12 protein-coding genes are annotated in these 12999 nt (G+C 40.1%); 5 read left to right on the top strand and 7 right to left on the bottom strand.

Annotated features, from left to right (window positions below; translation table 11 throughout):
- Positions 1–3: 3 nt before the first annotated feature.
- Complete coding sequence (locus HCZ11_RS10035) at positions 4–2529, bottom strand: TonB-dependent receptor (RefSeq protein WP_233786807.1); 2526 nt, start codon at positions 2527–2529, stop codon at positions 4–6.
- Positions 2530–2794: 265 nt separating this feature from the next.
- Positions 2795–3274: an SsrA-binding protein SmpB gene (gene smpB / locus HCZ11_RS10030; protein WP_063700124.1), complete on the bottom strand. Its 480-nt coding sequence runs from the start codon at positions 3272–3274 to the stop codon at positions 2795–2797.
- Between the two features lie 133 nt (positions 3275–3407).
- Between smpB and HCZ11_RS10025 the strand changes: the two genes are divergently transcribed.
- Positions 3408–3848, top strand: a complete 441-nt coding sequence (locus HCZ11_RS10025; RefSeq protein ID WP_167658356.1) for a type II toxin-antitoxin system RatA family toxin — start codon at positions 3408–3410, stop codon at positions 3846–3848.
- On the top strand, positions 3845–4171 hold the full coding sequence (locus tag HCZ11_RS10020) for an RnfH family protein (protein WP_130051068.1): 327 nt from the start codon (positions 3845–3847) through the stop codon (positions 4169–4171). Before HCZ11_RS10025 ends, HCZ11_RS10020 begins: the two co-directional genes overlap by 4 nt.
- Before the next feature lie 42 nt (positions 4172–4213).
- Here the strand turns inward: HCZ11_RS10020 and HCZ11_RS10015 are convergent, their stop codons facing one another.
- Complete coding sequence (locus HCZ11_RS10015) at positions 4214–4576, bottom strand: outer membrane protein assembly factor BamE (RefSeq protein ID WP_063528054.1); 363 nt, start codon at positions 4574–4576, stop codon at positions 4214–4216.
- 117 nt (positions 4577–4693) lie between these two features.
- Here HCZ11_RS10015 and HCZ11_RS10010 point away from each other — a divergent pair, with 117 nt between their 5' ends.
- Entirely contained in the window at positions 4694–5011 is a 318-nt protein-coding gene (locus HCZ11_RS10010; protein WP_240701308.1) for a GIY-YIG nuclease family protein, read from the top strand.
- On the opposite strand, the gene HCZ11_RS10005 is transcribed toward HCZ11_RS10010, so the two are convergent.
- The 4 genes from HCZ11_RS10005 to ilvC form a co-directional block, all read right to left on the bottom strand.
- Positions 5012–5875 carry a M20/M25/M40 family metallo-hydrolase gene (locus HCZ11_RS10005; protein WP_167658355.1) on the bottom strand — a complete coding sequence of 288 codons (864 nt, stop codon included), beginning with the start codon at positions 5873–5875 and terminating at the stop codon, positions 5012–5014.
- Entirely contained in the window at positions 5862–7046 is a 1185-nt protein-coding gene (locus HCZ11_RS10000) for a tetratricopeptide repeat protein (RefSeq protein ID WP_167658354.1), read from the bottom strand. Before HCZ11_RS10000 ends, HCZ11_RS10005 begins: the two co-directional genes overlap by 14 nt.
- Positions 7047–7130: 84 nt before the next feature.
- Positions 7131–9044 (bottom strand): methyl-accepting chemotaxis protein, encoded by a 1914-nt coding sequence (locus HCZ11_RS09995; RefSeq protein ID WP_130051071.1) that lies wholly within the window; start codon positions 9042–9044, stop codon positions 7131–7133.
- A 144-nt stretch (positions 9045–9188) separates the two neighbouring features.
- Complete coding sequence (gene ilvC, locus HCZ11_RS09990; RefSeq protein WP_130051072.1) at positions 9189–10661, bottom strand: ketol-acid reductoisomerase; 1473 nt, start codon at positions 10659–10661, stop codon at positions 9189–9191.
- Positions 10662–10807: 146 nt separating this feature from the next.
- Here ilvC and ilvY point away from each other — a divergent pair, with 146 nt between their 5' ends.
- Both ilvY and HCZ11_RS09980 read left to right on the top strand, forming a co-directional pair.
- The gene (gene ilvY / locus HCZ11_RS09985) at positions 10808–11710 is read left to right on the top strand and encodes an HTH-type transcriptional activator IlvY (protein WP_130051073.1); all 903 of its coding nucleotides are present in this window, start codon (positions 10808–10810) and stop codon (positions 11708–11710) included.
- 274 nt (positions 11711–11984) lie between these two features.
- Positions 11985–12962: a GGDEF domain-containing protein gene (locus tag HCZ11_RS09980; protein ID WP_233786745.1), complete on the top strand. Its 978-nt coding sequence runs from the start codon at positions 11985–11987 to the stop codon at positions 12960–12962.
- Positions 12963–12999 lie beyond the last annotated feature (37 nt).

The following is a 12999-nucleotide window of genomic DNA, read 5'->3' as shown; positions in this document are numbered from 1 at the left end:
CGATTAATTAAAGCGCATTGTTAGTTTAGTATAGAAATAACGACCACGTGGGTTATGTACGCTCGACACATAGCCATATAAGTCGCCATCACCATCACCGATTGCAAACGGAGGATCTTCATCAAACACGTTATTCACACCCACAGATAGTTTGATTTTATCTGAGAAGTTATACGCAGTTTGTAAATCAACCAGTGTTTGCGAATCAACCATACGTGATGTGTTGCTATCAAAGTCTAAGTTTCCATCAAAGTCGATGTCTGGTGTATCTTCAAACTCACCAGTGTAGCTCACATTTACATTGGTATTGAAATCACCCATCTCCCAGTTTGTAGAGAAAATCCAACGGTTTTCAGGATAACGGTACTCGCCTGTGTAATCGCGACCATCTTTTTTAAATTCGTTTTGGTATGCCCATTCTAAATTGAATTTTAAGAAGCCGTAATCGTTCATAGCATGAGTGTAGTTTGCCGACACATCAACACCCGATACTTCTTGCGATGAAACGTTTTCAAAGGTGCTGTAAACTTTTTGGATTACACCTAAACTTTGACCATTTTGTGGTGCTAAACGCACACACACAGTGCTGTTTTGATCGTTACAGTTATTATCATAGATAGGGCCGAATTCTTGTTCATCTATCTTGTTATCTTGCGTAATGCTCCATACATCGACACCGAAACCAAATTCAGCGGTTGGTGCCCATATGAAACCAACATTCCATGACTCTGATTCTTCAGCTTCAAGGTTAGGGTTACCCGCAAATTGGATATTGTAATCAAGGGCATTACAGTCAAGTCCTGTCGCTTGACAGCGGTATGTATCAACGAAGAATTGGCTTTCTTCAGAAGGGCCTAAACCAATCTGTGCTAGTGAAGGTGCTCGGAAACCTTGTGCCCATGAACCACGAACAGTAATTGAGTCTGTTGGCGCCCAGCGTACAGCTACTTTAGGGTTTGTTGTTGAACCAAAATCACTGTAGTCATCATATCGACCAGCTAATTGTAGCTCTAAATTTTCAGCAAGAGGAATTGAAAACTCAATATAAGCTGCATATTGGTCGCGTTCTGCAGCGGCTGATACTGACTCAGTACCAAAGATTAAACCACGCTGGAATTGATCGTCTGGAATATCGCTCACATCTTCTTCACGGTATTCAATACCGGCAGCCATCATCACCACATCATCGCCAAAGCTAAATGCTTCACCACTGATATTTGCATCAAATGATGTCATATGAGACTCACCACGACGAACTAAGCTTGTCGTAATACGGTCAATAACTGCTTGGTCATTATAGGTGCCACCGAAAGGGTTATAGTTACCCGCATCGATTTCTTGTTGTAAGAAATCAGTACGCACCCAGCCTTGGCTTCTATCGCCTGTTTGCATTGATTTACTTCGACCTTTTTGAACGGCTGCTTCCCAGCTCCAGTCACTGATCTCGCCTTTTAGGCCCGCAACAAAGCGAAGTGTATCTGATTCAATATCCCATTGACGGGGGCCCGCATCTACTGTTCTGTAGCGACCAATTTCGATATCTTGGCCAAACGGGTTGTTAGGGTGGTTTGCTGGCACTGTAAGGCCGGCATCTTCATCAAGCGGAGTCGGTGCACCAGCTGCTTGCGAACTATTGTGTTGTACTGCAACTTCTAAAAATGCCGATATACCATTATCAAAGTTATATTCAAACTGCGAAATAGCACCAACACGTTCAGATGCAGGGGTTACGTAACCATACGGGCCATAGTCAAATAAACAACTACCACTTGCTGTCGCATTTTCTGCAGGGCATGCTGGATCAATGGTTTTTTCACCATCTACATAAAAGTAGCCAGGGAAACCACGCGATGAACGGAAATCCATACCACCATATGGTTCTTGGTTTGCTGTACCTAGACGGCCCATTTCATCAGAGGAGAGTGCTGAGTTGTTAAAGTAATCAATAATAATTGATGCGCTGCTTTTTTCTGTACTGGTACCCCAAACGAGGCTTGCTGTTTTTTCTTCGTAGTTAGGACCATCAGTACCACCATATCCAAGGTTTACTTCTAGACCATTAATATCCTTTTTTAAGATGATATTAACTACACCTGCAACCGCATCAGAACCATATATTGCCGATGCACCATCTTTTAAAATATCGATACGCTCAATCGCTGAAACAGGAATCGAGTTGATATCTACAAATGAATTGGTGATGCTTTCCGCAAAAGCACTTATTGAAACACGACGGCCATTAATAAGTACTAATGTTGCATCAGAGCCTAAGCCTCTGAGACTTACCGCAGCAGCCCCATTAGCTGTAGAGTCTTGGTTATTGCCGCGAGTAGAGAAAGTACCATTACCTGCAACTGGCATACGTTCTAATAATTGTTGTAGGTTGTCGTAGCCCATATTGTCTATGTCTGCACGACTTATTGACTGTACCGGTGATGGCCCTTCAATGTCTGAACGTTTAATACGAGAACCTGTAACTTCAATACGCTCGACCTTTTCAGCTCCATCTGACTCAGCAGCAATAGACATAAAGCTTGTGCCACTTAGTGCTGCAATAGTAAATGCGTAGAGAGGTCGCTGTAGAAAGCGGTGGGTGTTCTTCATAAATTTCAATCCTTGTGTAATTGTGAAAAAGTTGTGAAGTTATCACGGTAAAGATTGATATCATGTAAACGTACTGGTTTGGAATAGCAAAAAAGGATGGGTTTTTTAGAGAGGGTATTGATATTTTTGTAAAAAGTGAGTGTTTGTAAGGGGTACGAGCCTAACACGAAAGTTAGGCTCATTTCATAAATTAAGCTTTATGTTTCATTAGGCGCTCTTTTTCTCGTGCCCAATCTTTATTCTTTCCGTCTTCACGTTTATCGTGCATCTTTTTACCTTTAGCAAGGTGGAACTCCAACTTCACCCAGCATTTTTTCCAGTACATTGCAGTTGCGATTAGTGAAAACCCGTCGCGTTCTGTTGCACCGATAAGACGATCGATTTCACGTTTATTTAAAAGTAACTTACGATAACGAAGTGGATCGCAAATTACGTGAGTAGAAGCACTGTTGAGAGGCTGAATTTGACTGCCAAGTAAAAATGCTTCGCCGTTTTTAATATGAATATAAGTCTCAGAGATGTTTACTTTACCAGCTCGGATACTTTTTACTTCCCAGCCCTGTAGTTCAACCCCTGCTTCGAACTTATCGTGTAAAAAATACTCATGGCGCGCCTTTTTGTTAAGCGCGATGGTATTACTTGTCGATTTAGATGATTTTTTCTTAGCCATAGTGGCCCATATTATACGTAAAAACAGCGTTTTTACATCGCTTTTTTAAGGCTTTGCGGATATTTTCGTGTTACTAAAATTTGGGGAAATAGCCAAAGCTTGCTAAAATTCGCCGACAAAGTTGGGAGTGAATATGCCGCAAATAGAAAAAAGTGCGCTTGTAATGTACAGCAGCAAAGAAATGTTTGATTTAGTGAATGATGTTGATGCTTATCCAGAGTTTTTGCCAAATTGCTCAGATGCTAAAATCATCACGCAACAAGCTAGTGGCATGACGGCCAGTTTGGAGATCTCAAAAGCGGGTTTAAAAAAGTGGTTTACTACCGAAAATACGTTTATTGATGAGCAAACAGTTGCACTTCGCTTAGTTGATGGCCCATTTAAAAAGTTACAAGGTAAATGGCAATTTTTACCGCTGGACGATAAAGCGTGCAAAGTACAGCTTCATCTTGAGTTTGAATTTGCGAGTAAACTTATCGAACTGGCTTTTGGAAAAGTATTTAACGAAGTAGCTAAAAATATGGTTAATGCATTTACTCAGCGTGCTAAAACTGTGTACGGAGTTCGTCCATGATAACTGTTGAAGTAGTTTTTGCTTTACCAACAACGGCAACCAGTTTATTAGTAGAAGTGCCGATAGGCACGACAGCTGAGCAAGCGGTGATTAAGTCGGGTATTATCAATAAGTGTCCTGAAATAGACGCAAATAACTTAACACTGGGTATTTGGAACCGTACCTGTAAGCTTAATCAAGAAGTAAAGGAAGGGGATCGTATTGAGATTTATCGACCTCTTATTGCTGATCCAAAGGATGCGCGCAGACGTCGAGCTGAAAAGGCCAAAGAAGAAGGACGTGCCAATAAAGTGACTGGCGGAAGGCCACTAAACAAGGCATAAAAAAGGGTAGCTCAGGCTACCCTTAATTAATTAGAATTAAGATTACTCTTGTTCAAGCGGCGTATTAAATTCGCTAGGTTGCTCGTAGTCACCTGATAACGAAACAAGCTTATCATTTTCGAAGTTAATAGTGAGTGACTTACGTTGCTCGTTGCTACGGCCAATGTTAAATACATACAGGTAATGCCACGTATTTTTATCAAAAGAGTCTTCTGCTACTGGCTTGCCTAGAACATACAGTACTTGCTCGCGAGTCATATTAACACGTAGCTTATCTACATCTGATTGTTCTAAAAAGTTACCTTGAGGAATATTGATACGGTAAACCCAGCTTGAACACCCTGCTGTAGCACTTAAAGTAAGGGTAAGTACTAACCAAAAAGAAAAAGTTTTAAACGACTGCATTATTTGTTTGAATCCTTATTTTTTATACACTGCATGATACCGATTAGTCACAGAAGGTAAAACCCTTTTCAGTAATTGTTTTTACTGAAATGCGATTAAAAACCACGAGGCACAAATTTGACCACTGCAAACCCAAAAAGTTTACATCAGCCTTTAAAAAACAGCGATAACTCAGATGTCATGTGGTGTTTGTATATAGTGCAAACACGTTTAGGTCATTGGTATACAGGGATCAGTACCAATGTTGAAAAAAGATTCGCTCAGCATCAAGCGGGAAAAGGTGCGAAAAATCTTAAGGGAAAAGGGCCTCTAACGCTTATCTATCAACAGCAGGTGGGTAACCGTAGTGAAGCAACTAAACTAGAAATAAGCGTAAAAAAGCTCAGCAAAGCACAAAAAAGACAGTTTGTTTTAACGTCTGAGCTACCTAAATAACTAACTTGGAAGCTTTTCAATAAATAGGGCTATTTTCGCTATGGCATATTCGAATAGTGTAAAGTCGATGTGCGCCGCCGTGTCTGTGCTTTGGTGGTGGTGTTTGTCATGTCCTATACCAAAGTAAATATAAGGGATCCCCGCTTTAGCGAATGAATAATGGTCGCTTGCTCTACGCCAATCAACTTTGAGATCAAATAACCGATTTAGCCTCGCTGACGAGCTAGTTACCATAAAGGTTAACTGTTCATCAGATAGAATTTTAATGTCAGCTTCATAATGTGCTAATGATTGATTATCTAAAAATGCATAGATACGCGGTTTTCTGGGGTTCACAACGAGCATATCTAAATTAATATTAAGTTTGATTTCGTCTTTATTAAGTGTCGATACCAAGTACTCGCTACCATGTAGGCCATTTTCTTCTGCATCGGTTGCAACAAAAACTAATTGATAGGGCAGAGGGCTTTGCGCAAAGTGCTCAGCTAAATAAAGTAAAGCGGCAACGCCGCTGGCATTGTCGTTCGCACCTGGGTAGAGCCGATTACCTTTTTGCCCTAAATGATCGTAATGAGCGGTAAAAATTACTTTTTTACACTTCTCACAGTGGCTATTTTTTGTGGCGATAATATTGCGTCCTGAAGCCTCGCTAAATAACCCTGACTGATAAGTAAATACTTGATCATCAACAGAATAGCCATGAGCAATAAAGCGCTCTTTTATAAAGTGGGCGGCTAACTGAGCGCCTTGAGTCGCCGTTTTTCGCCCAGCAAATTGAGCCGATGTTAGCGTTATGACGTCTCGTTCTAAATCTGTACTGGCAAAAGCTTGCGCAGTGCTTAGTGTAGCACTAGCGGTAATCAATAAGCTTTGCAGTATGCGAGCGAAGCGCTTGTAACTTACTTTCGTAACGCTGTTTATCATGATCAAAGTCTGCTTTATTGTTTGCCATAGTTAAGTACTTTTTAGCGAGCTTTAGATCACCTAATTGATAATAGGTTCTCGCTAAACCAAAATCAGTATCATGCAGGGTTGGGTTTAAGTCACGGGCTTTTTTGTAGTGCTTTATTGCATCTTGATAACGGGCGGTCGTGTAAGCATCATTACCTAAAGAAATGTGATAATAGGGGTTTGCTTGGCGCTTATTATCAAGCTTGGCTAATATCGCCTGGCCTTGCTCTTCGCGATTGGTCAGATTATAGAGTCTGGCTAAATTGCCTAATGCGGTGTTGTTATCTGGATCTAAACTAATCGCGTATTGGTAGGCTGTTTCAGCTCTTGGATAGTCATCTGTTAATCTGAACAATACCCCAAGGTTACCCCAAGCACCTGAGTAGTTGCTATCAATATTAACAGCTGCTTTGTAATAGCTAAAAGCAGTATCATAATCATGTTTTAGCATCGCAGCTGCGCCTTTATTGTTATAAAACATTGCTGTAATACGTGCTTTATTGATGTTGCTGGTTTTAAACGCTTCTTGGCGGCTGTTTGGATCAAAATCTATCACTAAAGAGCGCTCTTCTGGGTAAATGACTTTTCTATTTACCACGAGCTTTTGGGCCTCACTTACTTTTAAGTTGATATGGCCTGTGAGTAAATTAAAGCCATTATCAAGTGCCCAATATTCTGGAATATGTACTTTTTGAAATTGTCCTTCAAGGCCGAGATACTCAGCAAGACTGTAGGCTAAAATCGATAACGATAAACAATTTGCGTTTAAATTTGAGTAGGCTTGATTAGCCGTTAAGGTAGCACCAGATTGATAAGATAAAGACGCATCACCATTTTGCAAAAGGAACTTGAGCAAACGTTTAGTGCTTTGCAATGAACGGCTGTCTTTTGGAAAGGTACTATCAAGTTGCTCTTTTACATGTTCATTTAATGCAAAAATCTCTTGTTGAGTTTCAACTGAGGTTTGAGTAAACGTATTACTTTGCGTCAAAGCAAGTGGTGGGGGAGCGGTGTTATTTTCTGTACTACTACACGCTGTTAATAAGCAAAAGCTTGAGGCTAAAACAATGCTAGGTAATTTCATCTGACCCTCTTAATTCTTGGCCTAATACCATTTAAGTATAGGCCGTGAATGAAAAAGGGTCAGGGTTAACTGTTACAAAACGTGTCAGCGTTTATCGAAGGTCGCAACAAGGTCATCAAGAGTTTGAGCACTGTTTGCTAAATCTTTGATTGCTTGTTCACTGTCGATTTGTTCACGCATTACGTTGTCACTAATATCGCTTATTTGCTCAATGTTACGGCCCACATCTGCCACTACGTTACTTTGCTCTTCGGTAGCAGTCGCTATTAAGGTCGCCATATCGTTTATTTCATTGGCAGCATCGTTAATGGCATTGAGCAATTCAACTGAACTTTGCATTGCATCAACGCTTAACTGTGCTTGTGATTTCGAGTGGTTGATGTGATTAACCACTAGATCAGACGTATTCGTTAGTTCACTGATCATCGTTTGAATTTCAGTTGTTGATTGTGAAGTACGGTTTGCTAATGCTCTTACTTCATCGGCTACAACTGCAAAACCGCGACCATGCTCACCAGCACGAGCTGACTCAATCGCCGCATTAAGTGCTAATAGGTTAGTTTGCTCAGAAATACCTCTGATAGAGTCAACAATACTGGCGATAGCTTGCGTTTTATTTGCAAGCTCGTTTACTTGCTCAGTGATGTTATCGATATCGCATGCAAGTTCTATAATTGCTTCTTTGCTTTGTGTTACCTGAGTATGACTTTGTTCGGTATTTTGTTTACTGTTTTCAGTGAGTTTAGCCGTATTAGCTGCGCTTGAGGCAATTTCTTGCACTGTCGCACCCATTTCATTAATCGCTGCTGCGACCGAAATTGTTTGTTCTTTTTGATTATCTAGCGCTTCAGAGTTCTTCTGTGCTTGCTTAAACACATGATCAGCGCTTTGTCTTATTTCACTACTTTCTTGGGCAACTTGGCTGATAGCAGTCTCAATCTTAGAGATGAATTGGTTAAAGCCTGCTGACAAGTTAGCGAGTTCAGGTTGTTCTGAAGCAGGCAAACGATAAGCTAAATTTGCATCACCAGAGCCTAAACGAGTAAACAACTCTGCCATTTTAGACAGCGGCGATGATAGTGTACGTGCCAGCACCAGCCCTGCAAAACTTGCAATGAGGGCAATAACAATTGCAAAGCTGATAATTTGCCATTGTAAAACTTGGATGCTAGAAAATACTTCGTGCTTAGGTACTTGGGCAATGACAAATAAATCTGTGTTTTGGATTGGGCTTGCGGCTACTAATGTCGCTTCACCATCAAGATCGATTTCCTGTAAATTGAATTCACTTTGAGTTAACAGAGAACGAGTGATAGCAGTTTTATAAACGTCATCTAATTTAGCTTTGGCGACTTTGCTCTCGTCTTTATGAAGCTGAATTAGGCCGTTTTTATCGGCAATGTAAACAAAACCAGTCTCTTCAATTTTAAAACGCTGTAACATTGCTTGCATATCGTCAATACTTTTTGCAAGGCCTGCTAAACCAATCCCATTGGTTTGCTGGTGATTTACAAACATTTTTACATCAGTGGGTGATTCTTGATAGATACTGATTGAAAAAGGCTGTGTAGTGTTGGTAAACGCATAAAACCAGCCATCCTGCTCTTTGGTTAAAACTCGCAAAAAGCCATCTTGGTTCCAATATTGTGCAGTTTCTCGATTAGCCCACGAAGCAGTTGCTAAGTCGTATTGCTTAACAAGGCGGTTGAGCTCTTTAAGCAAAGTCTTGTCATCAGTATTACCTGAGCGAGCCCATTCTAATACAAATTCGTTACTAGATAGCTGCTCTGCCGCACTGATCATTTGATTTATATCATGAGTAATATAATTATCAATTGCTTGCAATTTGCTAGGTAGTTCAGATTCAATCATTCGTTGTTCAATGATTTGTTTTGCACTATATATAGCCGTTGCGCCGATTAACGCAGCAACAATTAGGGCAATAGAACTGCCAAGCAGTGTAATTTTTTTAGTAATGGTGAGTTGATTTAACGCCATGAAAGTGTCTTAGTTTACAACATTTAAGTCAGTAATTTTAGCATACACTTTATAGATGACGAATCAATGTAGGGACAAAAAAAAAGCCCAAAGCATATAAGCAATTGGGCTTGGTTTCTAACAAGCGAAACTTACTTTCCAGGGTTAAACAATTTTCTTCATTGCTGACATGTAACCACGTAGCTTGCTACCAATAATTTCAACCGGGTGCTCGCGCAGTGCTTTATTCACGGCAATCAAGGTTTGGTTATCAACTTGGTTGCTAGCACTATCAAGACCTTTACCAATTACATCTGTATCGATATTTTTCATAAAATCTTGCAGCAACGGTAAACACGCGTGGTTATATAAGTAACAGCCATACTCTGCAGTATCTGAAATAGTTCGGTTCATTTCGAAAAGCTTCTTACGAGCAATGGTATTCGCGATAAGTGGCGTTTCGTGTAGTGATTCATAGTAAGCAGATTCAGCGATGATACCTGCCGCAGTCATGGTTTCGAAGGCCAACTCAACACCTGCTTTAACCATGGCAACCATTAAAATACCTTGATCGAAGAATGCTTGCTCGCTGATTTCTTGATCTGTATTTTGTTGTTTCTCGAATGCGGTTTCTGCTGTTTCGGCGCGCCAAGCTAGTAATTTTGCGTCATCTTCAGCCCAATCAGCCATCATGCCACGAGAAAATTCACCGCTAATGATGTCATCCATATGCTTATTGTAAAGTGGACGCATAATTGTTTTAAGCTCTTCACTTAATTCAAATGCTTTTACTTTTGCTGGATTTGATAAACGGTCAAGCATGTTAGTAACACCGCCATACTTAAGTGCTTCAGTGATCACTTCCCAACCGTATTGGATTAGTTTAGACGCGTAGCTTGCATCAATACCTTTTTCAACCATTTTGTCGAAGCATAGTAATGAACCGGTTTGTAGCATACCGCATAGAATCGTTTGCTCACCCATCAAGTCAGATTTAACTTCCGCAATGAATGATGATTTTAATACGCCAGCACGATGACCACCTGTACCAGCTGCATAAGCTTTAGCTTGAGCTAGGCCATGGCCTTGAGGATCATTTTCTGGGTGAACCGCAATCAATGTTGGTACACCAAAGCCACGCTTATATTCTTCACGTACTTCCGATCCAGGGCACTTAGGTGCAACCATGATAACCGTTAAGTCTTCACGGATTTGCATGCCTTCTTCAACAATATTGAAACCATGTGAGTAAGCAAGCGTTGCGCCTTGCTTCATTAAAGGCATAATAGCATTTACAACAGCGGTATGTTGTTTATCAGGTGTTAGGTTTAATACTACATCTGCTGTTGGGATAAGCTCTTCATATGTGCCTACAGTAAAACCATTTTCAGATGCGTTTAAGAAAGATTGACGACGCTCAGCAATAGCTGATTCACGCAATGTATAAGAAACATCTAAACCTGAGTCACGTAAATTTAAACCTTGGTTAAGGCCTTGTGCGCCACAACCGACAATAACGAGTTTTTTCCCTTTTAAAGCGTCTACACCATCAGCAAACTCTGCTGGGTCCATAAATTCACACTGCGCTAATTGCGCTAACTGCTCTCTTAAAGGAAGAGTATTAAAATAATTCGCCATTGTTAGTGTCCTATAAATACAATTTTGTTAGAAAATCAAAGAACCGACGTAGTGTTCTTTGTATGTCTTAACACTATGCAATTTTTTACCTTGCGTAAAATGATATATTTGAATTAAAGTATTTCATAAAATGAAATGGTGGTGGTATGGATCATAAACATCTTAATTACTTTTTGGCGTTAGCAAAGACGCTACACTTTGCAAGAGCCAGTGAGCTTTGCCATATCAGTGCGCCAACCTTGAGTCGGAACATCAAGCAACTCGAAGAAGAGGTTGGGGTGGTGTTATTTAATAGGGATAATCGCACCGTAAAATTAACCCGCGAGGGTGAGTCATTTATTGAGTACGCTAATGCGACGCTTGCTAACTGGCATCGTTTTAAAGCTAATGTACAAGAGCCGCAACAGCATGTTTATGGCAATGTCAGTATTTATTGCTCTGTAACTGCCTCATATAGTTTTTTACATCAAATACTTGAACAACTGCGTATGCAGCACCCATATATTGAAATTACTTTGAATACTGGTGACCCTGCATTAGCAATAAATCGTGTTTTAGATGGTCATGAAGATATGGCAATTGCTGCTAAACCAACAAAACTACCGGGACAAATTGCCTTTACTAGTGTTGGTTATTCGCCACTAGTATTGATTGCGCCAAAAATCGTGTGCCCGATCAGCGAAAAACTGTCAGCAAATGAGCAAATTGATTGGTCAGATTTAGAATTTATTGTTGCTGAGCAAGGTTTATCAAGACAGCGTCTTGAGCAGTGGTGGCGTAAAAAAAATATTCATGGCCGTATATATGCGCAGGTTGCAGGTCATGAAGCTATGGTCTCTATGGTGAGTCTAGGTTTAGGTATTGCTATGGTGCCAAAAATAGTACTGGATAACAGCCCGCTCAAAGATAAAGTGCAAATTGTTAGTGATGCAGAACAAACTATTGCAGGTTTCGAAATTGGTCTAGCCGTACTAAATAAAGAGCGTCATGATCCTGCACTCAACGCGATTTGGAGTATTGCTCAATCGCTTACCCAGCAAGCAATTTAACTTAATAACTAGTGGCTTTGACTTTAATTTAAACTTTTACATAGATACAACCGCACACTTTAATTAGTTATTTAGTATTGGTTTTTGTAAAATTTTTTCGTGGTTTTTACTGGTTTTAGTCTGTCAAAATCCTTTTTCATTGATTTTTCTTTGGGTGTTGTTAACTTAATTGAAATAATAAAAATTTTCATGGCCTAGACTCATGATACTCTCAGCGCAAGCCGACCACTCTTTAAGCTACTCGAGCCATTGTCTGAAGCTAGCAATTCCTCTAATGGTAAAATACAAGATGCCAATTACGCCGCTTAATTATGCGCTTTGGTATTGCTATGTGAGTGATAAAAATCAAAAGTTAAGTAAAGAGCTCGATAGTATTATTAAACAACACAATACTTGTAGTCATGAGCAGGCAAAACGGCTTTTCGATAAGTACTTATCTCGGGATGACTTGGCACTATTTTATCAGCTCTCTAGCGGCTTTAACGATGTTGTTGGCAAGGTACATCAAGATATTAACGAAGCACTAAATTACTCAACTGAATTTAATCAGGCGCTGCAAGAGTGTCGTGAAACACTAACGAGTGCTGATATAAGCCAAGAAAGTGGCTTTGATGATGTACTTGATTGTGTAGAGCGTTTAAGTGATGAGTCGGCAGCTTTGCAAAGCCGTGCGCAAGATTTTCAAAACCAACTCGCTATGGCGTACTCCGAAATTACAGAGCTAAAGCAAGAGCTTGTTAGGTCAAGAAGTAAAGCTGAAAAAGACCCTCTGACTGGGCTTTATAATCGTGGTAAGTTTGATGAAGATATAACGCGATTTTGCCAAACTAATAATTTAGCTGAAGTCGCCGTGCTTACAATGGTCGATATCGATCACTTTAAACAGTTTAACGACACCTTTGGTCACCAAAAAGGAGATCAAGTTTTACGAGCTGTTTCAGCAAAACTACTTAAGCATGTTTCAAGTGTTGGCCAAGCTTATCGTTATGGTGGCGAAGAGTTTTGTTTCACGGCTCAGTTTGCCAGCATTAGTGATATGACTAACTTTACCCAGCAACTACGTCAGGCTGTTACTAAACTACAAATTAAAAATCCTAAATCTGACAAGGTGTTAAGCCAAGTGACAGCAAGCTTTGGTATTGCTATTAAAGCTAAAAATAGTAAACCGGAACAACTGATTGCTAAAGCTGATAAAGCGCTTTATTTAGCAAAAGAGCATGGTCGCAATCGCATAGAAATCGTCGAAGAGTAACAAACTTAATCGATATATGTATCAAATTTGTGAATAG

This window comes from Pseudoalteromonas sp. HF66 (genome assembly GCF_011806445.1).
GTDB lineage: Bacteria > Pseudomonadota > Gammaproteobacteria > Enterobacterales > Alteromonadaceae > Pseudoalteromonas > Pseudoalteromonas apostichopi.
This window is presented reverse-complemented; position numbering and strand designations above follow the sequence as displayed.